21 protein-coding genes are annotated in these 22,532 nt (G+C 33.3%); 10 read left to right on the forward strand and 11 right to left on the reverse strand.

The window, feature by feature from the left end; all coding sequences use genetic code 11:
* The first annotated feature begins 316 nt into the window (after positions 1–316).
* Together PL77_RS14745 and PL77_RS14750 are read left to right on the forward strand one after the other, a co-directional pair.
* Positions 317–1,333 (forward strand): alpha/beta fold hydrolase, encoded by a 1,017-nt coding sequence (locus tag PL77_RS14745; protein ID WP_044206774.1) that lies wholly within the window; start codon positions 317–319, stop codon positions 1,331–1,333.
* 259 nt (positions 1,334–1,592) lie between these two features.
* Complete coding sequence (locus PL77_RS14750; RefSeq protein ID WP_044206777.1) at positions 1,593–2,258, forward strand: hypothetical protein; 666 nt, start codon at positions 1,593–1,595, stop codon at positions 2,256–2,258.
* 101 nt (positions 2,259–2,359) lie between these two features.
* Here PL77_RS14750 and PL77_RS14755 read toward each other — a convergent pair whose 3' ends face one another.
* The 3 genes from PL77_RS14755 to rbsK are packed head-to-tail and all read right to left on the reverse strand — an operon-like array spanning position 2,360 to position 5,632.
* On the reverse strand, positions 2,360–3,715 hold the full coding sequence (locus tag PL77_RS14755; protein ID WP_044206780.1) for an ADP-ribosylglycohydrolase family protein: 1,356 nt from the start codon (positions 3,713–3,715) through the stop codon (positions 2,360–2,362).
* 18 nt (positions 3,716–3,733) lie between these two features.
* A complete protein-coding gene (locus PL77_RS14760) occupies positions 3,734–4,717 on the reverse strand; it encodes a nucleoside hydrolase (RefSeq protein ID WP_044206783.1) in 984 nt (327 codons plus the stop codon).
* An 18-nt stretch (positions 4,718–4,735) separates the two neighbouring features.
* Positions 4,736–5,632: a ribokinase gene (gene rbsK / locus PL77_RS14765; RefSeq protein WP_044206785.1), complete on the reverse strand. Its 897-nt coding sequence runs from the start codon at positions 5,630–5,632 to the stop codon at positions 4,736–4,738.
* A gap of 306 nt (positions 5,633–5,938) precedes the next feature.
* On the opposite strand from rbsK, the gene PL77_RS14770 reads away from it, so the two are divergent.
* Together PL77_RS14770 and PL77_RS14775 are read left to right on the forward strand one after the other, a co-directional pair.
* On the forward strand, positions 5,939–6,304 hold the full coding sequence (locus PL77_RS14770) for a nuclear transport factor 2 family protein (RefSeq protein WP_044206787.1): 366 nt from the start codon (positions 5,939–5,941) through the stop codon (positions 6,302–6,304).
* 387 nt (positions 6,305–6,691) lie between these two features.
* Complete coding sequence (locus PL77_RS14775) at positions 6,692–8,590, forward strand: biotin/lipoyl-containing protein (protein ID WP_044206789.1); 1,899 nt, start codon at positions 6,692–6,694, stop codon at positions 8,588–8,590.
* Between the two features lie 78 nt (positions 8,591–8,668).
* Here PL77_RS14775 and PL77_RS14780 read toward each other — a convergent pair whose 3' ends face one another.
* From PL77_RS14780 to PL77_RS14800, 5 genes are all read right to left on the reverse strand, one after another.
* Positions 8,669–9,103, reverse strand: coding sequence for a UPF0158 family protein (locus tag PL77_RS14780; RefSeq protein WP_044206791.1), 435 nt, complete (start codon positions 9,101–9,103; stop codon positions 8,669–8,671).
* Entirely contained in the window at positions 9,100–9,513 is a 414-nt protein-coding gene (mutT, locus tag PL77_RS14785) for an 8-oxo-dGTP diphosphatase MutT (RefSeq protein WP_044206793.1), read from the reverse strand. Before mutT ends, PL77_RS14780 begins: the two co-directional genes overlap by 4 nt.
* Before the next feature lie 4 nt (positions 9,514–9,517).
* Positions 9,518–10,141, reverse strand: coding sequence for a class I SAM-dependent methyltransferase (locus PL77_RS14790; RefSeq protein WP_044206795.1), 624 nt, complete (start codon positions 10,139–10,141; stop codon positions 9,518–9,520).
* A 110-nt stretch (positions 10,142–10,251) separates the two neighbouring features.
* Positions 10,252–10,734, reverse strand: a complete 483-nt coding sequence (locus tag PL77_RS14795; protein WP_044206797.1) for an arsinothricin resistance N-acetyltransferase ArsN1 family B — start codon at positions 10,732–10,734, stop codon at positions 10,252–10,254.
* A 140-nt stretch (positions 10,735–10,874) separates the two neighbouring features.
* Positions 10,875–11,732 carry an AraC family transcriptional regulator gene (locus PL77_RS14800; RefSeq protein WP_044206799.1) on the reverse strand — a complete coding sequence of 286 codons (858 nt, stop codon included), beginning with the start codon at positions 11,730–11,732 and terminating at the stop codon, positions 10,875–10,877.
* Positions 11,733–11,927: 195 nt separating this feature from the next.
* Between PL77_RS14800 and PL77_RS14805 the strand changes: the two genes are divergently transcribed.
* From PL77_RS14805 to PL77_RS14815, 3 genes are all read left to right on the forward strand, one after another.
* Entirely contained in the window at positions 11,928–12,230 is a 303-nt protein-coding gene (locus tag PL77_RS14805) for a DUF1330 domain-containing protein (RefSeq protein WP_044206801.1), read from the forward strand.
* Between the two features lie 82 nt (positions 12,231–12,312).
* Positions 12,313–13,113 carry an SDR family NAD(P)-dependent oxidoreductase gene (locus PL77_RS14810; protein ID WP_044206803.1) on the forward strand — a complete coding sequence of 267 codons (801 nt, stop codon included), beginning with the start codon at positions 12,313–12,315 and terminating at the stop codon, positions 13,111–13,113.
* A complete protein-coding gene (locus tag PL77_RS14815) occupies positions 13,114–13,989 on the forward strand; it encodes a radical SAM protein (protein ID WP_044206805.1) in 876 nt (291 codons plus the stop codon).
* A 68-nt stretch (positions 13,990–14,057) separates the two neighbouring features.
* Here PL77_RS14815 and PL77_RS14820 read toward each other — a convergent pair whose 3' ends face one another.
* Together PL77_RS14820 and PL77_RS14825 are read right to left on the reverse strand one after the other, a co-directional pair.
* On the reverse strand, positions 14,058–14,723 hold the full coding sequence (locus PL77_RS14820) for a hypothetical protein (protein WP_044206808.1): 666 nt from the start codon (positions 14,721–14,723) through the stop codon (positions 14,058–14,060).
* Positions 14,724–15,738: 1,015 nt separating this feature from the next.
* Entirely contained in the window at positions 15,739–17,670 is a 1,932-nt protein-coding gene (locus PL77_RS14825; RefSeq protein WP_044206811.1) for a hypothetical protein, read from the reverse strand.
* Positions 17,671–18,557: 887 nt separating this feature from the next.
* Here PL77_RS14825 and PL77_RS14830 point away from each other — a divergent pair.
* On the forward strand, positions 18,558–19,319 hold the full coding sequence (locus PL77_RS14830) for a S9 family peptidase (protein WP_044206906.1): 762 nt from the start codon (positions 18,558–18,560) through the stop codon (positions 19,317–19,319).
* Positions 19,320–19,579: 260 nt separating this feature from the next.
* On the opposite strand, the gene PL77_RS14835 is transcribed toward PL77_RS14830, so the two are convergent.
* A complete protein-coding gene (locus tag PL77_RS14835; protein WP_082026547.1) occupies positions 19,580–20,665 on the reverse strand; it encodes an aldose epimerase family protein in 1,086 nt (361 codons plus the stop codon).
* Between the two features lie 380 nt (positions 20,666–21,045).
* Here PL77_RS14835 and PL77_RS14840 point away from each other — a divergent pair, with 380 nt between their 5' ends.
* Complete coding sequence (locus PL77_RS14840) at positions 21,046–21,849, forward strand: SDR family NAD(P)-dependent oxidoreductase (RefSeq protein WP_044206814.1); 804 nt, start codon at positions 21,046–21,048, stop codon at positions 21,847–21,849.
* A 20-nt stretch (positions 21,850–21,869) separates the two neighbouring features.
* Entirely contained in the window at positions 21,870–22,445 is a 576-nt protein-coding gene (locus PL77_RS14845; protein WP_044206817.1) for a Crp/Fnr family transcriptional regulator, read from the forward strand.
* The last annotated feature ends 87 nt before the right edge of the window (positions 22,446–22,532 follow it).

Here is a 22,532-nt window from a genome sequence, read left to right on the forward strand (position 1 = left end):
GATCACTGAAAATCATTTCTGCCCTTTTTTTATACATTAAAAATCACATAATTAATTGTTCTTTTAGTGATCAATTATATCGAAAGTACAAAATCAATGCTTTAAGAAACAAAGATCCGTTTAAAACTAGTCCTACCACATTGACAAATAATCACATATATTCACAATAGTATAACAAATTATAAAACAATACTTTATACCGTCTCTCTCTCTTCTTGTTTAAACACATACAAACTAACCACTTGTTCTTCTCTTACAGTATTTTATATTTGTTGAATACTTAAATCTTACTATCGATACTTATTTTTTTTTGATTATGAATTCAGCTAGACTTATCATATTTTTATTTACTATTTTCGTCTGTTCTTGCGACTATAGTAATAAAGAGGCTCGGCTTGTAAATAGTAAATTCTTTAAAGAGCCTGAGATTAAACTTTTAAATAAGAATATAAAAGGTGTAAGATATTATTATAGAACTGCGGGAAACCGTTTAAATCCTACACTCCTTTTATTGCATGGTTTTCCTACCAATAGGAATACCTTTGATCAGTTAATTCCCATGTTAGCCTCTCATTATTATGTAGTGGCGCCAGATCATTCCAATACAAAGTGGAATAGTAAGATTGATGCCCACAAAAACAGCTTTACCTTCTCAATGATGACTGACTATTTGGAGCATTTTTTAGATGAAATGGAAATTGATGATTACACACTTTATGTACAAAACACGGCTTTCCATATAGGTTTTCAACTTATGGAAAGGAAACCGAAAAAAGTCAATGCTTTAATCATCCAAAACGCTGAACTTTATATTGAAGCCCTTCCTGAAGAAAGAAAAGCATTGTATCAAAATATTGAAAGTGATAGTTCGAACGCTTTCATGGATTATGTATGGAAATTAAGCGGTGAAAATGCCGATATACATTCAGAAAAAGCTACAATTGAGGACAGTAGTAATTATAACCTTGGTGATTGGCAAGAGTACTTACAATTTGTACAAATGGATCGACAAAAACTAACTTTTAAACAACTCTTAGAAGATTATAATAACCTTGCTCAGCAATTTCCAAAATGGCAAAAAATGCTGAAAGACAAACAACCAAAAAGCTTAATTATATGGGGAGAAGAAGAAGATGCTGGCACTGATTTCAAAGGAGCCAAATATTATCTTAATGACCTTCCAAATGCTGAACTTTTACTTATCAATTCAGGAAAATATTCGAATAAAATGTTCAATGTGGAAGTGGCTTCCAAAGTATTAAATTTCCTGCAGCGCAACGGACATCAACTCGATGAAAAAGAAAATATAAAGCCTTACTTAGATGCATTGTAATCGTTTGGTTTTTATTTTTTTCGAAAAAAATATTGTCCCCTTCGCACTATGAGTTGTCATAGAAGAGAATTAGTTAAACAATATTTATCAATAATTGATAAATAAATTCCTTTAAAAACAGGTTTGATAACCCACTTTTAAAAGCGTGAATTTTATCTATTCAAAGTGATCAAATTAATTAAAAATTGAATGGGTAATCTTCATAAAAGTGGGCTAATACAAGCTATTATTTTATTCTCTTTTCAATTACAATAGTGTCATGAAAAAAACTACTAATGCTGTACTCTTTTTATTTATCTTTTTCCTGTCAAGCTCTAATTTACTGGCCCAGTGCATAGACAATAATTGGGATAATTTTTACTTGGACGCCTCTTTAGTTTATACTGGAGTGCATTACGAAGGAGATCAAATTTCAACTTCTGAACCTATGGAAGGCTGGCGTTTTGGGTCAGGGATGTATATCAATAATGGTAAACATTATTCATGGGAAATTGGAATAGGTATTTCCAAAAAGAGATTTGAAAATCAATTTACAGATGATCAGGGTGTGACGTCAGTGAGGAATACTGAAATTTTCTCATGGGATGTTCCTTTAATTTTTCACCCACAAATCCCATTAGGAAAATATTGGGCTATTGCCGCCGACATTGGTATGGCCTATGAAAACAGATACAAAGGAACTGCGATTACTGAAGGTGGTGGAATCAAACATTATGAAGACCTTCGTTTTGTCAAAAAAGAAAATGACGATCCTACTTCTGGCTTCAAAAAGCATGATGCTTATGCTATTCTTGGAGGTAGTATAAGATTTAGGAATGTAAAAATTAGTGCTCAGCACAATTTTGGAATTGTGGATATGGATGCCAATAAGTTCGAAAGAGCCTATATGCAAACCACAATGTTCAAATTAACAGGCCTTTTTTAAATCCTGATTTTTTTAACTATACCCAGAGTATAACATACTCTAAATAGAACTGTAGAATGAAAGGCTATGTTCACAACTTGTGCAACATAGCCTTCTCTCTTTTATTGTTCAGCAGGAATGTACCAAATATCTTTCTCAAGATCAATACCTCCTTTCATCTCTTCTTTCACAACTCTATCGACGATGAATACCCCTATTTTTGACATGTCATTAAAGTTATCTGTACTGTCTAATGGGAAATTTTGTCTTGTTCTATGAATATCAAACTGATCTGAAAGGTCTGTTCCAAAAGCTTGCTCCACTCCTGTTTTACCAATCATAAACCCAATCAAACCTCCCCATGTAGCAGTAGGGTTATCGGAATCCCACCCTGCCAAGGTTCCAATTTTTATGGTTTCCTTCAAGTCGCCTTCACCATAAAATAAACTGACCAAGCTTGCAGCGTAATTAATTCCAGCAGCAAAACAGCCATTACAATACAATTCTTTAGAAGTGATATGATAGCCATCTTCTTGATTGACTTGATATTTTTCATAGAGTGCATCTCTTACATCTTCCCATTTTGTACCTTTTAAGTATTCTCTTTTCACAAAATCATACATTTTTGTAACATAGCTTTCTTGCTCCATTTTCTCTCTTGCACGATCAGCCATCCATAAGATTTTTTCTTTTTGTGATTTTTGAGCGTCTACCAAAGAAGCCAAAGCATACATATTGACATAAAACGATGAAATTTGTGCAGCTTCATCTCTTGCCGTTGTAAGTATGGGTAGTTCTGCTAATTTCTGAGCAATATCTGTACGTGCAGGAGCAAAAAAACCAAAGATTTCAGTGGTCAATTGGGCATCAATCATATCAAAATGCTCATTGATTTCAGGGTTACTTGTTTCTGGAGGTAAAATACCTTCGTGCATCAAATCGAAGGCTTTTTGATTGGATACCCAAAGATAATTCTCCTCTTCTTTTTGAATGTGTTTTAACCAACCATCACGTATATCTTCTGGAGTAAGGATACTTTTTTGTTTTGTATAAAGTAAATGCTGATAGATATATTCAATATCTGTATCATCATCTGCTCCCCATATTTCTCCTTTTTTCCTCACCACAAAATCAATGGTTTCTGACAAATCACTTGGTACTCCTTGTCCCCAAATACTAGGTTCATCTTTCTTTCCCCAATCTTCCCTTGTATAAAAAGGACCTGTTTTGATTTCTCCAATATTACCAATTTTGTCCATCTCAGTGACAAGTCCCGTCCAGTTCGCAATACATTGCCCCAACCAAAAACCATACAATCTGTCTTTGTATTCAACTCTCGATATGACAATATCTGTCGGCTGAGGAGTATAATCTTGATAAATCAAGCTAGGGTGCTTAAGAGAATTACTCTCTTCTTGTTTTGATTGACATGAATAAAAAAATACGGATAAAAAAATGCCAATAATAATTTGTTTCATTTCACTAAAATTAGGTTGTTATTTGTTGTCTCTTTGTATATTCTGAAGTAATAATCTTTTCATCATTCTTCTTAAAAATTCCTCTTCATTGATATGTAGAGCAATTCTTGAATTGGGCGATTTTGAAGTGTTTATTGAGGTAATTCCTTTATCATTAACCTCTACAAATCCATCTTCAAAATGAAAAAGTTTTGGCCAAAGAATAGCACCAATTGCTACTGCATCATAAACAATAGGGATATAATTTAAGTCTTTCGCATAATCCATAAATCTCCACAACACATAATTAGCACAAATGGCATCGGTCAGTGTTGAATTTCTCATTTGTAAGAGATTCATATTTTCTTGATTGACTTTTACAAATGCAGTTACATCCAATGGAATATAAGTAATTTTGTGGTCTTTATCTGCTTTTATAAATGCCTTTGAAGCCTCAATATCGGCGACCACATTCCATTCAGGACTTGGGGTTGGGGCACTATTATAGCCCATATTGAATGATCCAAACATAGAATAAATGTGTTTTGCCTTTTTCAAAATTGAAGGATCCTTCGCTAAGAGGTCTTTCATATTCGGAACTGGACCTACTGTCACCAAATTTACTTCATTGGGATATTTCTCTAAAGTTGTAGATATAAATTCAACTGCATCCATTTTTGAAGGCTGCAATTGATTAAAACCTTCAGACCATATGTACTGAGGTGAGTAGACATCACTCGTTTTACGACCTATGACCACTGGAATATCATCTAAACCTAACTCATAGAGCAGTTTTAACGCCATTTTACCCCTTTCAGGAGTATTAGCAAAATCCATGACAATGCCCATTATCTCAATCTCTGGGCTTGATAACAATAAGGCTAAAGCATACATATCATCGATGTCATCTCCTAAATCACAATCAAAAATTACTTTTTCTCTAGGTGTTGTATTTTGAGTATATCCAGACAATGTGTTGAACAAAATACTCAATAAAAGAATTGGTTTTAGTATAAATTTCATTTCAAATCAGTTTGTTTATTATAATTCAGATAGAGTTGGAATGGATTCTTGGGCTCCATTTTTTGTCACAGAAATAGACGCTGCTTTTAATGCAAATTGTACTCCCTCTTCCAAAGTTTTTCCAATGGATAAAGCCGTTGTCAAAGCTCCATTAAAAACATCTCCGGCTGCAGTTGTATCTATGGCATGCACTTTTGGAGCTGAATAATATTCTTGGGTTTCTCCATCAGAAACAAAACAGCCATTTGCCCCTAAAGTGACTATGACGGTTGGTATTCCCTTATCATGTAAAAGATTTACTGCCTCTACTAAAGAGGATTTATCACCTACTTTAATTCCTGTCAGCAATTCTAACTCCGTCTCATTAGGGGTGATGATATCTACTAATTTCAATGTGTTATCGGAAATACTTTTCGCTGGAGCTGGATTCAAAATTATCCGCGCTCCATTTGATTTTGCCATGCTCACCGCATACTCAATAGTAGGTAAAGGTACTTCCAACTGTAATAATACAATTGTTGATGTATTAAAACGACTTGCAACTGCATCAATATGTGTGTTGGATAAAGTATCATTCGCACCTGGGACCACAACTATACAATTTTCGGCATTGTCATCCACGTTAATCATTGCCATACCAGTAGATGCATCTACTTTATTGATGAAAGCAGTATTGATACCTTCTTTTTCATAAGATGCTATGGCTTTATTTCCATAATCATCATAGCCAACGTTGGCAACAAAAGTAACCTCTCCGCCCAACCGTGCTGCAGCTACCGCCTGATTTGCCCCTTTTCCACCTTGGTTCTGAAAAAAAGTTGTACCCATTATTGTTTCTCCGGCTTTGGGTAAACGTGGACTTCGCACCACCAAATCAGTATTCGAACTACCTATAACAATAATTTTCTTTCTCATATATTAAAAGAGTAATTGAACAAAAGTATGTTCTTGTCAAGAATAATTAAGTTGATGCTTTTAAAACTAAAAAGAAAAAAGAGGATAAACTACCTCTTATGATTATTTGACAAATGCCATTTATGGTTCTCCATTGAAGTGAATAGTATTATAGTCTGTTTTCAAAAAATTGTATACCCATTAGGCCTACGATTTTTAATGCGATATTTTTATAATACTGAATTTGCGGTAGTACTTTATTAAAAAAATCAAACTATATTCAATATGTCAAACAATTTACACTCATTATATACCAAAGATTAACTTATGACAATTAAAGAAATTGCTCACCGTTTAGTAGAATTGTGCCGAATTGGCGAATTCGAAAAAGCACAAACAGAATTATTCGCTGACGATTGTGTCAGTATTGAGCCGGATGGTGCTCCTGTAAAAGAAGTCAAGGGTCTTGATGGGCTTGCTGAAAAAGGGAAACAATTTATGGATATGATGGAGCCACATGGTTTTTCAGTATCGGATCCAATTGTTGCAGACGACTTCTTTTCTTGTACTATTATGATGGATGCCACTTTTAAACCTACTGGCCAAAGATCAAAAAGTACAGAAATTGCCGTTTATGAAGTAAAAGATGGCAAAATTATCAAAGAAGAGTTTTTTTTCAGACCTCAAGGTTGATAAATCTCTTTTTCTTCACTTTATACTTAAGCTCATCGTTAATTCATGGGCTTATTTTTTTACTTACTGAAAACGAGCGATTTAAAACCATAAAAAGAACTGCACTTTACCACTATTTCCTATTCACATTCATTTATTTAATGACAACCCTCACTAAAAAAAATAGGGGTCTCCAAAAAAGGTGTACAAAATCAGCATTTTCTAACAAGGGATATCACTTCATTCGTCACAAAACTATCCCAACTTTGAAGTATAATATTAATTAACCTTTGTAATTAATGTTTTACCGGAACAGATGTATACAATGTTCCATCGAAAATGAATTATATCCGCTTAATATTCGACAAAATATTATTGGACAAACAGTGTAATAAACCATAAGATAAGATGTCAAAGAAACTATTAATTAGAGATTTAACGCTACGTGACGGGCAACAATCATTATTTGCTACAAGAATGACTCAAGATCAGGTTGATTATCTTCTTCCTGATTACCAAGACGCCAATTTCTATGCAATGGAAGTTTGGGGTGGTGCTGTTCCGGATTCAGTAATGCGTTATTTAGGAGAAAACCCATGGACTCGTTTAAAAACTATTCATGACTCTGTAGGTAATGTAAGTAAATTGACTGCCTTATCTCGTGGTCGTAACTTATTTGGTTACACTCCTTATACTGAAGAAATTATTGAAGGTTTCTGTAAAACATCTATCAATAATGGTTTAGGTATCATGAGAATCTTTGATGCTCTTAATGATACTAACAACATTAAGTCTACTATTAAATATGTAAAAAAATACGGTGGTATTGCTGACTGTGCGGTTTGTTATACAATTGACCCACACTTCTCTACAATGGAGAGAATTAAAGCATTCTTTAAAGGTAAGCCACTTCCTAAGCCTGTATTTACAGATCAATATTTCCTTGACTTAGCTTTAGAAATGGAAAAGTTAGGTGCAGATATGATCTCTATTAAAGATATGTCTGGTTTGATTCCTCCAATGAGAGTTGCCAAACTAGTAAAACTATTTAAAGCAAACCTTTCTATCCCTGTTGATTTCCATACACACTGTACTCCAGGTTATGGTTTAGCAGCAGTATTATGTGCTGTAATGAGCGGTGCTGATATCGTAGATACAAACATCTGGAACTTCGCAGGTGGTTCAGCAGGTGTTGCTTTAGAATTAATCTACCTTTTCGCTAAGAAATTAGGTATCGAAATGGACGTAAACATGGAGGCTGTTGCGAAAATCAACGCTAAATTGGTAGACGTTCGTAAAGAATTGAAAGCATTTGATGCTTATGATAGCTTCCCTAATCCTTTCAACCCTCTTACAGATACTCTTCCTCCACACGTAGACAAGTTATTTAATGATGCTATCGCAGCTGTAAACGCTGGTAACGAGGATACATTATTAGATATCTGTCACCAAATCGAGGATTACTTCAACTTCCCTAAACCAAATACGAAAGTAAAAGAAGCTGAGGTTCCAGGTGGTATGTACTCTAACATGGTAGCTCAATTGAAAGCTTTAGGTTCAGACGAAATCTTGGACGAAGCAATGAAATTGATCCCTCAAGTACGTATGGATGCTGGTCTTCCTCCACTAGTAACTCCTACTTCACAAATCGTTGGTGCTCAAGCAGTAAACGCAGCGATGAGCTTAAAACAAGGTAAAGAAATGTACTCTAACACTTCTAACCAATTCCAAAGTTTAGTGAAAGGTGACTACGGTAAGACTCCAATTCCTGTTAAGCCTGAGTTTAGAAAGCAAATCTGTGGTTTCGAAGACGAAAGACCATTCGATACTAGCACTTACAAGTCACAAGACAATCCTACTCTTGCTGAGTTTGGTGGTGTGAAATTGGCTGAGAACTACGAAGAAGAATTACTATTAGAGTTATTCCCATTAGTAGCGAAAGGCTTCCTTAAGAAATTAAAGAAAGAGCAATTCGAAGCGAAACAAAAAGAAGCTGCAGCTGCTCAAGCAGTTGAAGAAGTAGTGGTAGAGGAAAAAGTAGCTAAGCCTATGAAAATGGGTAAAAAAGTTCTAGCTCCAATGCCAGGTAGAGTAATCAGCGTACTTGTGAAAACAGGTGATAAAGTTGAAAAAGGTCAACCAATCGTGATTTTAGAATCCATGAAAATGGAAAACAATATTGTTTCTGATTTCAGTGGTTTCGTAAACCATATTATTGCTGAAGAAGGCGAAACTATCGCTGCTGACTCAGTAATGTTGGATATCGTAAACTCTGAAGATGAAATCTCTGCATTAAGCCCAGCTTAGTCAGAAAAGATTTTCTTTACAATCAATCGAATCACCTTTCTCTGAGAAGAGTCAGGTGATTCTTTTTTAGGTCATGGTTTAATCTAGAAATTCTTCTTCATTCATTTCTACTTCCTCCCTTACGTATTCAACTCTTTGTTGTTCTTGAAATTTAAACCATTTATTTCTGTACTCTCCAGAGTTATCAATAACCCATTTAAAGTTTCTAAAAGGACCTTTCTTGTTTAAAGCTTCTACCAATTCATCTTGAAGTTTAGCGTCATCAACTGTTTCGACAAACGCCTCCATATCTCTATAGGAGTCTCTAGAACCCTTTTTTTTGAATAGATAATAGTCATCTTCATTCTCCTCTACTTTTTTAATATCATCTTCCCAATCTTCAAAATCTCCATCATAAAAATCCTCCATGTCAGGAATTGAGATAAGTTCTCCAGTTTTGAAATGAAAGTAACATTGCATTCCAATTTCATGTTCTTCTGCAATTTCCTTTAATTGTTCTTCTGTAGGTTTCATTTTATTTCTAATTTAGTTTGAAAAAAATCTTTTATTTTTTCTGCGATTGGAATATCTGCAGGAGCCAAATCATAACGTTCTAATGTATCAATACTTACCCACTTCATGTCAATGTGTTCTTCTAAATGAATTTTACCATTTATAATTTTAGAAAAATAGGCAAATAGTTCTATAGCTACACTTCCGTAATCGTGCTCACAAGAGTGAACAAAATCCTCTACTTTAATCGTAACGTTCAACTCTTCTTTGATCTCTCTCACCAAAGCCATTTCCTTTGATTCTCCTTTTTCAATCTTCCCTCCTGGAAATTCCCACAATCCTCCTTGTGATTTATGCAAAGGTCTTTGAGTGATCAAAATTTCTTGTTGGTCATTAATGATGATTGCAGCAACTACTTGGATGGGTGTCATAAGCTTATTTTTGAAAAACGAGGGAAATAATTCTTGGTACTTCGTTTTCCGCTTCCCCATCAAACCACTCTTCCACTTCTTTTAACATAAAACCATTGTTTTGTGCAGAGTGCACAAATTCTGAAAGATGATGGATGTAAACCTCTAATTCTTTCACACCTTCTTCCGTTTCATATCTTGCTTTTGTCCCAAGATATTGTTTGAAAGGATGTAATTCACTGATAAAAAAGAGACCACTCTTTTTGAGTTTAGTATTCGCTTTTGCAAAAATCTGATCCAGGTTTTCAATATGCTCAAGGCATAAACTTGCTGTCACTAAGTCTGCAAAACCATCTTCTGCATCCCACTCTTTATTTAAATCAGTTCTTCTAAAAGAGACGCGTTTATCTTTGATTTTAGCCTTTGCCTTGTTCAACATTTCTTCAGAAAAATCAAGGCTTACCACTGATTCTGCCTTAGACAAAAGAAAAGGAGTGTTTTTCCCTGTTCCTGCCCCTAGTTCAATGACATTTTTAAAATCATATTTTGATAAGGTCTCTACAGTAGCTTTTGCATCTAAATCTCTCGTCTTGTTTTGGTTCGAATCATAAATATCGGCCCAACTATTATATGCTTGTTCTATACTCATCGTGGCAATAATAAAATAGAAAATAGGTTTCTTAATGATAAAATTAATATACAGACACAAGAAAACTATTATTAGAAGGGTGATTATTATGAATCAATGTTCTAAAAAGGCTATAATATCAATTCCCAATACCCCACATCAATCCATTGGTCAAATTTGTAACCCACTTCCCTAAATTGAGCAACTTTCTCGAACCCAAGTTTTTCATGTAACCTTGTACTCCCATCATTTGGTAATGCAATACCTCCTATGATAGCATGAACATTTGTCTTTTTAATACGATCTATTAATTCAGTATAAAGTAAGGTTCCAATGCCTTCTTTCAGGTTTGTATTTTTGAGATAAACTGTACTTTCAATTGAAAATTTATAGGCACATCTCGACTTCCATTCAGATGCATAAGCATAACCTACAACTTCTCCATCTTTTTCAAATACAATCCAAGGTAGATCTTCTCTCTTTGCTAAAATTCTTTGTTTGATTTCTTCGGCACTGACCGCCGTTTCTTCAAAAGTTACTACTGTATTTTCGATATAATAGTTATAAATATCGGCTACTGCTTGAGCATCGTTTAGTGTAATGTCTCGTATCATTTTTAAGTCATTCAATTTTGTTTGTTGCTTTCGTTTTAAAGAATAATTTCGATTAGATCTGTGAGTCTTATTCTTTATAACAAAGTAGTCACTACACTAATTAATAGCAAATTTTGTAATTCATATTTTAAAGCTTTAAACTATAAATCACATTTCAATTTTCCCATCTGTTTAAATTCTTTCACTGTACTTCCGTAAACTTTCTTAAAAGATCTAGCTAAATGACTACTGTCTGTAAAATTCAACTGCCAAGCGATTTCTTTTAGGCTTAAATCGGTATGCAAGACTTTTGTTTCCACAATTTTTAGTTTTGATTTCAGTATATAGTCCCCCAAACTTACTCCTGCTTGTTTTTTGAAGTATTCGGAGAAATAGGACTTTGAAATACCAAATTGTTCAGAGAGATGGTTCAATCTTAGCTTTTCATTATCAAGAAGATTCGTGTTGATATATCGTAATATTTCACCAAAACGACTATCTACTTCATTTGCCTTGTCCACGTATCTTTTTTCAATACTTCGGGCTAAAATATTGAGAATGGATGCAATAACCCCCGTAATAATCGATGTTGAATAAGCATCCGCTAAAAGATATTCTTTATAAATAGATTTGATATTATTGATAATAAACTGACGGTCTTGATCTGTTGAAATAATATCTCCTGGCACCTTATTGTAATTAGCAATTACATAAGCTACTCTATCAAACCACGCCTTATAATCCATCAAACTATCTTTCTGAAGGAAATAGTGATCAGTAAATCTTATAAAATAAAATTTAGAGGGTTCTTTTATTTTAAAAGAATGACAATCCATTGGGGGAAGAAAAAAGATATTCCCTTCATTGTATTCAAATTCGTGATCATTGATACATTGTCTCCCACTTCCTTGTTCAACATATACGATCTCAAAAAAGTTATTTTTATAAGGCCTTTTGATCCATGTGTCTAATTCTTCCACATGAATTTCTAGTAATTTATTGATTGATTCAACTTTCATTGTATATATATCGGATTAACAGCATTAATTATAGCATAAAATTAGTATAAACCTCTATAAATAATACCATTAGGATCAATATTTTCTTTCATTTCCAACATTCATACAATTCTTACCAATATATATACAACATAATCCATATATCCACCAAGTATCTTTGTAATGTTATTCATCACCACTTAAAAAATAAATGTTATGGCTTACTACTCAGTATTAGATGTTACACCAACAACAGATGTATGGATTGCAGATTATTTAGAACCTGCCAACAAGTTAGTGGCAAAGCATGGAGGTAAATACCTTGCTAGAACTGCTAGCCACGAACAATTGGAGGGTGAAAAAGTAGATACAGCACTTCGCATTTTAATTGAATGGCCTTCTAAAGATGCTGCTTTAAACTTTATGAAAGATCCAGGCTATGTTCCTCATTTAAAGGAAAGAACAGCCGGATCTATTAGTCATCACTTCTTAATTGAAGCAAAAGACGATTTATCATAACAAATAAAAATTAAAACATCATGCATCAGCTTTTAAAAACGTTGATGCATGGTGATCAATTAAAAACAAAAAGGAGAAACAAGTGGAAAGAAAAAATATATTAATTACAGGTAGTACAGATGGCATTGGTAAAATTGCCGCCGTAACATTAGCACAAAAAGGACATCACGTGTTTGTTCATGGAAGAAATCAATCTAAAATTGACGACCTTATTGAAGAAATTAAATCATTAACCAATAATGAAAATATAAAAGGCTTTGTAGCTGATTTCTCAAATTTAGAAGAAGTGAAACAGATGGCCAATGAGATAAAGACAAACGTTGATTATATCGATGTCCTTATCAATAATGCTGGTGTGTTTCATGGTAGTTCTTCAAATAATTTGTTGGGTTATGATCTCCGTTTTACCGTTAATTATTTAGCTCCCTATGTACTTACCAATGCATTGATTAAAACATTAAGCAATGCTCAGCAGTCTAGAATTATTAACCTAAGTTCTGCTGCTCAGGCGGGTATTAATTACAATCAAATAGAAGGAAAAGCGGTATTGGAAGTGAATAATGCCTATGCTCAAAGTAAGTTAGCTTTGACAATATGGAATACATTTTTATCAAAAGAATATAAAAATATTGTTTCAATCGCTGTTAACCCAGGTTCCCTTTTGAGAACAAAAATGGCATTAGATGCGTATGGTCAATTCTGGTCACCTGCTGAAAAAGGATCTGACTTATTAGTTGAATTAGCATTAGAAGAAAAACACCTTCAACATAGTGGTGATTACTATGATAATGATTCGGGTAGATATACCAAAGCACATGCAAGTGCTTACAATGAAAATGAAATCGAAAAGCTTATCGCTTTTACACATAAAATATTAAAATAAATGAAATATACAGGACAAGTTTACAGACCGCCTTATGAAGGCAACACATTATTATTAGAAGTTACAGTAGGTTGTGCTCATAATGAATGTACTTTTTGTACCATGTATAGAGAAACGAAATTTTCGGTCTCATCAATGGCACAAATTGAGGAAGATTTAAAAGAAGCTCAGTTATTATATCCAGATGTTAAGCGAATATTTTTAGTTAATGGGGATGCCTTTGTACTTTCAGCCAAAAGATTAAAAGCAATAGCAGATATGATCCATCAGTACCTTCCAAAAGTCGAAGTAATCACGATGTATGCATCTATCAATAATATCATGCATAAATCTGATGAAGATTTGGCTGAAATAGCAAAGGTAGGAATTGGTGATTTATGGATTGGAGTTGAGACAGGTTTGAGTGATGCTCTTGACTACCTTAACAAAGGGGCTACCTTACAAGATACAGAGGAACAATTAGAACGTTTAAATAAATTTGGTATTACATTCTTTTATGGCTTTATGTTTGGGGCTGCAGGAGGTGAAAGAGGTATTGAAAACGCAGAGGCAAATGCTCGTTTGATCAACAAGGTAAAACCTTTAGGGATCGTACCAACTACCCTAAACGCCAATAAAGGTACCATCCTTGAAAATGATGTTGCCAAGGGAACTTTCAGCATATCTACTGAAAGAGAAGTTTTAGAAGAACAAATCAAAACCATTGAACTAGTCAATGTCCCTACCCTTTATATGGGCATACACGCCATCAATTCTGTAAGTTTTGATGCTCAATTACCTAGAGATAAATCTTTGATTGTCGAAAAATTAAATGAGGTCATCCTGAATACAGATGACGCCTTACTAGACAGTGTTCCATTTAGACATGCAATTTAAGAATAGTTAGTGTATTAGTTGTGATGATTGAATGGGTAGGATTCCACCTATTCAATTCATCACTTTTTTTATTCTACTTTAGCATCCGACCTAAAAGGGAAAACAGGTAACCCTGAAACACCAAATAAATTGCTTTTATGGAAATTCTTAAAAGCATATCGAACATATTTAGGTTGTTTTACCTGATCACTCCATACTAATACAGCTATTTCTTTATGCACTATTTTGGCAGTTGCAGGATAGAATTTAAAGTCATCACCAGCTACTTCGAAACCTGTAATGTCTTCACTGAAAGATGTAATTCCATTAGGAGCATTGAAATTATTTGCATCAGTAATTGCTTCTTTTGAAAACAAGACGGGTTGATTTACATACCCTTCCAATGGCATTTGCATATTAGACTGACCAGATGCCAACCAAACTTCTCCAATCAACACATCCTTAATCTCCACTAATGATGACCCCTTAATTTTAATTTCTTCTGGTTTAAAACTTCCACGGGGCGTTTCAAGCAATGTCTCCCACCTTCCCTCTTTACTTGTTACTACTTTGGCTTTAGCACCCCATGATGTCCTGATATTAATACTTTGGTTCGCTTTATCCCATCCCCATAGTTTTACTTCAGTTTGTTGTTGTAATACCATATGGTTAGAAAATACTTGACTGACTTTAGTTTGTGCTTGAAGAAAAATGCCGTAAAAAATAAAGCACAGAGTTAAGAAAGATTGTTTCATTGTAATCACAAATTATCATTATAAAAAATGAAGCACTTCATCATTAAGAAAAAGTGCTTCAAGGTTATTGTAAAAGGAATAAAGATTCCTTTACTTTTTTCTTGTCAGAATTTGTACTGTCGGGCTCCAAATTCCAACTATCTTTAAAATCATAGGATGTATACAAAATATATTGTAAAAAATATCTTTGTAATAATTCATAAAAAGATGATATACACTACCTACGATATCTTTCTATCCTTAATGAAATACTTAAACATCAACGTCGTTTTCAGAGGATGCTATACTTGGTAACATAAGGATTTTAGTGGTGAAACAACCATTGTTGCCGGTCACCTTTATATCTCAAGTCTTTTGTTTTAAAAGTAAGTTTGTTCTACAAAATAAAAATTGGATGATTTTGATGATGCTGACAAAACAAGTACTTGTCGATGAATCTGTTTCTACTTCGTATTAATTGTAGTGAAACTTTTGGGTGAAATATCATTTAAAGGGTAATGTCCTCATCACTTTTATTTCCCGATTCGCACTGTTTTATTAAGTAGTACAGGTTTCATGATACTTACTATACTACTTCCATTTTCATACACAACCTAGTTGATTTAAAAAATAACAGTAAACATTCTTACTGATTCTATTCATAAAGGTACTTTGTATAAGTAATCAATTTCATCTAAATTCCATTTTTTGCAATAAACATCACATTCGTAATTTTCGCAAATTTACTACCATTTAATTGAACTAAAACCTTACCAACATACCTCTATGTAGTGTTTCATGTGATAAATCAATTAGAAATACATTTTTTCAAACCTATCTTTTAACGCTCTTTTTATGAATAAGTAGCTGACCATAATTAAATATAGTTTATAAATGTAGAATGATTTGATCTCAGGTAAGGCAAAATTTACAGCCATAAATAAGACGGAAAATTTTAACGAAACCTGAGTTTAATTCAAATGCATTTTAGCTATAGATAATTTTGAACAGGTACTTAATTAATTATAATTCAACCTTAAATATCGTCCTTATCCAATGAGCTTTCACCTTCTAATAAAAGATCATTCATAGGATCAATAACATTTGATATTCCTTTATTTTTTGAAGCATTTTCTTCCATTTCCAACCAAACTTTAAATTGGAAACTATCTAAAATTGTTCTAATCGTTTCTCTGTATTTTTTATCGATTTTTTTACATACCGAAAGGAATTTTTGAGGTGTTTCACCATAAACATAAAGTGCATTCAACTTTTCAAGATATCTTTTTTGAAGGGCATTTCTCCATATTTTTTGATTTGCTTCTGATACAATAAAACGTCGATACATTTGTTTTATCTCAAAGTCTAACACAATATTCTGATAATAAAGACCGATTTTTTCATCCAAATTGGTAAAGCTGTAGGTCATCCAATCCATTTTTTCAGAATTATTTTTAATTACCTTTGGGGTAGAGTATTGTATTATTTCCTTTGGACCTCTTTTTAGTTCCACACTTACTTCTCCCTCCTGATAAGGAGCATAAAAAGCATGTATTCCGGCAGGTGCTTTCCCTAGTAATTTTCCATTACAATATACCTCTCCCGGTTCTCTCAAAATAGTCAACACTTCAATACGATCTTCCTGTTCGTCTTTATCTAAATTTTGAATAGTACATTTTACTTCAGGTCGAGCTTTGGAAAGGTGTTTTGAAGATGTTGCTTTATAAGAAGTCATCAATAACTCTCTATTAATGTTTTGGTCTTCCTCATCCAACCATATCTTTTTATAATACCTTAATAACATCCCATATCCAAATCCATGATGTGCTTCAGGAGCAATATGTGAGCCGTTATCAAAATAATTCCATGACATTAAATTGATCATGGCGGCATCATTGTCAACCGCAGATTGAAGTAAACTCCTATAAGTATGAGTGAGCTTTAAATCTTGGCCTGCAACGTATACATCATTTAAAGATAGACCTTTGGATTCATCAGAATTCTCCTGTACTAACTGATCATTTTTCTTCAGTCTCATTTGAGAACTTAAGTGATCGGGGTAGACATTTTGAATGAATGGTTTATTATTCGATTTACAAAGGTTTTTCAAAGCCGCCACATTTTCTTCCAATGCCATGGACCTTTTACTCTGAGAAATTGCAGGGAAAAGTTTCAAAACTTCCTCATTAAAACGTTGATTAGAGGGATATTTTGTCTCAAAAACATAGGTGAGTTTTGTATTTAAGGAAGAAGATAAACTGTTAAGAGTACTATGAACCTCCTTAATCATCTCAGGGTGATCTGTTAATTCCTTTTCCTTTGCCACCCTTGTTTTATCCAACACATGAAGTGGAGATTTCGTAAAAACTACAATTTTATTATCACTACTTCTTAGCCACTTGTCTGAGTATTTTGTGTTTTGAAAAATTTCCTTTAAACGTGTTTGTAATACATCATACATCAGGTCTTCTGACATTGACGCTGGATCCCTCTTTAAAATTAATTCAATTGAAAATGTGAAATCGAGTTTTCGATTCACTGCAGAAGTCACGTAATAAGTAATGTTTTTTACAGCACGATCCATATATGATTGATCAGCATCAATCACTAGAGGAAACTTAAAACCATCAACCCCCATTTCCTTCGCTACTTTTATTTCATAAGCTACTGCATCATCTGGGGTCATCGGATTCACCATAAAAGTAATATTAGGCTGTTGAGTACTGTATCGCCCATTAAGGTGACTTTCTTTATTTCCAAAAAGCGTCTCATATCTCATTTTTTGGAGATTTCCAGTTTCAGCACTTAAACTCAAAAGTGGATTATTTAGGGCTAAAACTATCTTTTGATTAAGGAAGGACTGTGGTTTTTGTGCTGTACTTTGGTAACAAGGAAGGGCAATTAATAGTGATAGTATTAAAGTATAAATAATATTCATTTCAATTCGATTTGTAATAGTGTATTTCATTTCTCCATTAAATACTATTCGACAATGCTACTAAAACCAAGAAAGTAAACTGTATTTGATCATTGCACTTATAAAACCTCAATAATACAATGAAGGGTGTGAGTATTTTACTTCTATTTTGTACAGAAGCTTAATGTTGTTGATGTGGTTAAATACAATTTTGATTTCAGTTATATAATAGGACAATCGATAGTTTGATTTCTGATGATGTTGATAGCTATAACTTTAAGTAAAGAGCTTTAAAACATTTCTTATGAAAAAAAGTGAGCATTCTTTAAAGCTCATTTTAATTATAGGAATCAATACTAATCCTATCAAATGGGGATAACTTCTGATAAATGATATTTAGATAATACTATCAGCCTAGTGTGTTTTTTTGTGTTTGTCATATTGGTTAGTGTTTAAATTAAGAATGAACGGAATCACAATTTGGAGCTTTTTAAAATAAGAGGATTTAACCTTCAAAAAATATAGATTCAAGACTTGCTCCACTAATATTAATAACTTACTAAAGTCACAACAATCTAATCAATTTATTGTAATATTTCAAGGATATGGTTTTCCTACTTCAAAAAAATTAAACAAAGAATTCTACTTTTATTCTTCAATTCTTTTTTCACTAAAAAACGCTATACTAATTACGATTTCTCTTCCTTTTAGTCTTTATACAAAAGAAAGTGCATAGTTATTACAGAGGCATTTTAATACAACGCTCATACGAATTGGAATAGCAATCAAAAAGATATCATTGAAGTCAACTGCAATTATAGATAATTATGATCAGCTACTTACAGGCTTTTATTTCACTATTCAATAAGTATTAATTCACCGTTTTTTTTAAATTACTATATTGAACTTCAATAGTAAAAACCCAAAATATAACCTTTATGCAATCCATTGATCTGAAAATTAAAAATAGTAAAGGAATAGAATTAGCTTCCAAGCTAGAGTTACCTGAAGAAAATGCAACGACAACTTATGCAATATTTGCACACTGCTTTACTTGTTCAAAAAATTTGAATGCGGTCGTCAACATTGCAAAAGCATTAAACGCTATGGGAGTAGCAGTTTTGCGATTTGATTTTACTGGTTTAGGTCAAAGTAAAGGTGAATTTAGTGAAACTGATTTTAGTTCGAATGTACAAGACTTGATAGATGTTGCTGAATATTTATCAAAAGAATACAAAGCCCCAAAACTTATGATTGGGCATTCTCTTGGAGGGGCAGCTGCTATCTATGCTGGTAAACAAATAACTTCGATTGAAGCCATCGCAACAATTGGTGCCCCATCAGCCCCTCACCATGTTCAGCATCTTTTTAAGCATAGTATTGATGAAATTAAAGAAAAAGGGAAGGCTCTAGTAGAATTAGGAGGTCGACCATTTACGATCTCAAAACAATTTATTGATGATATTTCTTCTACTGATATGGAACAAATAATGGCCACATTAAGAAAACCAATCCTAATCACTCATTCACCACAAGACACTACCGTGGAAATCAAAAATGCAGCTGAAATATACGGTTTTGCACATCATTCTAAAAGTTTTATTTCATTAGATGGAGCTGATCATTTATTGACTAAAAATAAATATTCTTTATATGTTGGGAGAATGATCGCTCAATGGGTTTCGATTTATATCGAATAGGAACATCCTTTTTCATCCAACCAATAAAATTTGAAAGGGAAACTATAATATTATTGTTTCCTAAATACTACTTTTTTAATATGGTATACAATGTAAACTAAGTTTTCGAATATTTATAGGGTTTAGAAATCAGGAGATTTCTTACAATCTGAAGGACACGAATGCCGCTATCGCTTAACATTCGCGCCAGTGAGCTTTCTACCATTTTAGTTTGGTAATACTCCACCCCGGCATTGAAGGGAAAAGCGTTAAGATTTAGTTTACAACGCACTTACTTTATAGATCGTAGAATGCTTGTACTCTTCTCCAACTTCCAAAATAACACTTGGAAAATTGGGATGGTGAGGTGCGTTTGGATAAAATTGTGCCTCAAAACAAATAGATTCCCTTGCTTTAAAAGCTTTTCCATCATCACTCCTATCCTTTCCCGAAAGAAAATTAGCAGTATAGATTTGAGCCGCTGGTAATGTTGTTTTCATTTCCATTTTAATTCCAGATTGAGGATCAATGGCAGTTATAAATGGAATATTGTTATTTTTTTTGATAAAATTATGGTCTAACCCATTTGCTAAGTTAATCTGTTCATTTTGGCTATCCATCACCTCTCCCACCGGTTTCAAAGTTCTAAAATCAAAAACAGAATAATCAACTGCTCTAATTTCACCCGTTGGTAATCCTCCTTTCTTTAATGGTGTGAATCGGTCTGCGTTCACCATCAACTGAAGATCGAGTACAGATCCATTCCCGGCCCCTTTCAAATTAAAAAAAGCATGATTCGAAAGGTTCAAAACCGTTTTTTTGTCAGTTGTCGCAAAGTAGTTGATCTCCAATTCATTTTCATCCGACAACTTATATTCAACCGAAACTTTAAGGTTTCCAGGAAAGCCTCCTTCTTTATCTTTAAACTCGTAACCTAATTTAACTTTATTGTTGGTCACATTCTCCACCTCCCAAAATTTATCATGACAACCTGACTTTCCGCCATGCAAAATATATTCATCATTTGTCAGGTTAATTATCTCTCCATCTAGTTCAAAATTTTGTAAGCGGTTAGCATATCTACCTATAATTGCACCATAATAAGGAGCTCCTGCTTCTTGATATTGCTGTAAAGTAGAAAAACCTAAAACGATATTTCTTAAGCTGTTCATTTTATCTTTTACAAACCATGCTACTATTCTTGCCCCATAGTTAGTGATATCCACTCTATTTCCACGATTATTTTTTAAAGTTATGATCTCAAATGTAGTGTTTTGTATATTTCTATCTTTTACTTTTTGATCAGAGGTTGATTCATTACAACCGATCAAAAATAACAATGTAACGACCAATAATTTTCTTAGCATAACTCTAGTTTTTAATGTAAATGAGTTGAGCTTAAAACTAGCTTATGTGGCAATAACTTAAAGGTGAGGAATCTGTTTGAATAAAGAGGCATTTTTAGAATTTCTAGCTTTCTGTTTTTATCATAAAAAAATGTCCCCTTTATTATTGTATTTTTAAGTAGGGTTATGATTCTACTTCAATAGTATTTAGATTTAAAACAATTTCAATCACAAATTGTAATTAGGCTAAGGTGAAGTTTCTGATTTGGTAAAATATTCGATTCAAAATATGAAATAGTAAGACTCTTAAGAAATAATAATCATTTCAACCTGTCTCCAATAGAAATTTTTCATGCTTTTAAAACAACTCCCAAACTCACTTATAATAGAAAACCTTAACAATGAAGTACTACAACAACAAAAACATATTTATTACTGGCGGAACAAGTGGAATCGGTTTAGAAATGGGAAAACAACTCTCCTCATCTGGGGCAAATATTGTTCTTTTTGGTCGAAAGAATTTAGAGGAAGCCTGCGAAATTGTTCAAAGTAAAGGGGGAGATAACAGTGTTCATTCTATCTTGATGGAAACGACCGATTTATCGTCTGTTCAGTATGGTTTTGGTGAAGGAGTAAAGGCAATTGGAACCCCACACATTATCATTCACTCAGCGGGGATTGGCAGGTGTGTACCATTTACCGATTTTTCCAAAGATGATTTCGAACAAGTTATCAATGTCAATGTATTTGGCTCTCGTAATGTCGCCGAGGTCTCTTTCGAATACCTAAAAAAGACTAAAGGACAGCTCATGTTTATCGTTTCATTAGCAGGTATTATTACGAATTACGGGTACTCTGCTTACTGTAGCTCAAAGTATGCTACTCTAGGTTTTGCAGGCGTGTTAAGGAGCGAATGGAAGCCTTTTGGTATTCATATCACTGCGGCATGTCCTCCAGAAATTGATACACCTTTGGTAGAAATGGAAAAGAAAGAGTCTCCTAAAGTGTCAAAAATACTGAAGAATTTCGCTGGGAATTTACCATTAGATTATGCGTGTCGATCTATGCTAAAAGGACTTTCTAAGAAAAAATATATTGTAATTCCGGGTTTTAAAGCTAAGTTTGTAAGTATCACACAACATCTTGTACCAAAACTCAATACTCTTATCAGTGATTTTATTATATCACGATATATCAAAGGCTAAATTCATTTCTTTTTTTTATTATGCTACAACAACTCATAGAAGAACTCAATTGTATTTCTAAATTAACTGACAAAGAACAAAAACTGATCAAAAACCTCATAGCAGTAAAACATTTAGACGAAGGAGATTATTGGTATTATGAAGGAAAGGTTACCGATCAAGTTGCTTTTGTTGCAAAAGGTTATTTAAGAAATTACTACTTAATAGAAGAAGAGGAAAAAACGGAATGCTTTTATTTTGAAGGTTCATTTACAGGAGATTTACCCTCTATTATTTCTGAAACCCCTTGTAAGTCGTTTAATATTGCTATGGAGTCGACTACATTATTAACGCTTTCATATCAAGAACTCAACGAACTCGCAAAACAGTCCATCAACATTGAACGTTTACTTCGTAAAGTAACTGAACAAAGTTTTGTGATGTATCATGAAAAAGTGGCGTCTTTTTTATTACAATCACCAAGAGAAAGGTTTGAAGATCTATTCCTGAAAAGACCAATCGTCTTTAAAAAAGCATCCGCAAATCATATTGCATCTTATTTAGGCATCACTCCTCAGCATTTTTCGAGGTTAAGAAGTATTTATCAAAAACAGTAAATTAAAAGGGTTGGGTCTTTGAAAAATTGAAGCGAAAATTCATAAAAAAACCACTACCTATAAAAAGATAGTGGCTTGATTTGAAAT

The sequence above is a fragment of the Flammeovirga sp. OC4 genome, from assembly GCF_000812565.1.
Classification (GTDB): Bacteria; Bacteroidota; Bacteroidia; order Cytophagales; family Flammeovirgaceae; genus Flammeovirga.

Bases quoted from the DNA above. Each gene is read 5' to 3' on its own strand.
- PL77_RS14800 (WP_044206799.1), bottom strand. From the start codon at position 11,732: ATGAAAGTTGAATCAATCAATAAATTACTAGAAATTCATGTGGAAGAA.
- PL77_RS14805 (WP_044206801.1), top strand. From the start codon at position 11,928: ATGGCTTACTACTCAGTATTAGATGTTACACCAACAACAGATGTATGG.
- PL77_RS14820 (WP_044206808.1), bottom strand. From the start codon at position 14,723: ATGAAACAATCTTTCTTAACTCTGTGCTTTATTTTTTACGGCATTTTT.
- PL77_RS14835 (WP_082026547.1), bottom strand. From the start codon at position 20,665: ATGCTAAGAAAATTATTGGTCGTTACATTGTTATTTTTGATCGGTTGT.
- PL77_RS14780 (WP_044206791.1), bottom strand. From the start codon at position 9,103: ATGAAACCTACAGAAGAACAATTAAAGGAAATTGCAGAAGAACATGAA.
- PL77_RS14845 (WP_044206817.1), top strand. From the start codon at position 21,870: ATGCTACAACAACTCATAGAAGAACTCAATTGTATTTCTAAATTAACT.
- PL77_RS14825 (WP_044206811.1), bottom strand. From the start codon at position 17,670: ATGAAATACACTATTACAAATCGAATTGAAATGAATATTATTTATACT.
- PL77_RS14770 (WP_044206787.1), top strand. From the start codon at position 5,939: ATGACAATTAAAGAAATTGCTCACCGTTTAGTAGAATTGTGCCGAATT.
- PL77_RS14840 (WP_044206814.1), top strand. From the start codon at position 21,046: ATGAAGTACTACAACAACAAAAACATATTTATTACTGGCGGAACAAGT.
- mutT (WP_044206793.1), bottom strand. From the start codon at position 9,513: ATGACACCCATCCAAGTAGTTGCTGCAATCATCATTAATGACCAACAA.
- PL77_RS14815 (WP_044206805.1), top strand. From the start codon at position 13,114: ATGAAATATACAGGACAAGTTTACAGACCGCCTTATGAAGGCAACACA.
- PL77_RS14745 (WP_044206774.1), top strand. From the start codon at position 317: ATGAATTCAGCTAGACTTATCATATTTTTATTTACTATTTTCGTCTGT.
- PL77_RS14775 (WP_044206789.1), top strand. From the start codon at position 6,692: ATGTCAAAGAAACTATTAATTAGAGATTTAACGCTACGTGACGGGCAA.
- PL77_RS14760 (WP_044206783.1), bottom strand. From the start codon at position 4,717: ATGAAATTTATACTAAAACCAATTCTTTTATTGAGTATTTTGTTCAAC.
- rbsK (WP_044206785.1), bottom strand. From the start codon at position 5,632: ATGAGAAAGAAAATTATTGTTATAGGTAGTTCGAATACTGATTTGGTG.
- PL77_RS14830 (WP_044206906.1), top strand. From the start codon at position 18,558: ATGCAATCCATTGATCTGAAAATTAAAAATAGTAAAGGAATAGAATTA.
- PL77_RS14795 (WP_044206797.1), bottom strand. From the start codon at position 10,734: ATGATACGAGACATTACACTAAACGATGCTCAAGCAGTAGCCGATATT.
- PL77_RS14750 (WP_044206777.1), top strand. From the start codon at position 1,593: ATGAAAAAAACTACTAATGCTGTACTCTTTTTATTTATCTTTTTCCTG.
- PL77_RS14790 (WP_044206795.1), bottom strand. From the start codon at position 10,141: ATGAGTATAGAACAAGCATATAATAGTTGGGCCGATATTTATGATTCG.
- PL77_RS14755 (WP_044206780.1), bottom strand. From the start codon at position 3,715: ATGAAACAAATTATTATTGGCATTTTTTTATCCGTATTTTTTTATTCA.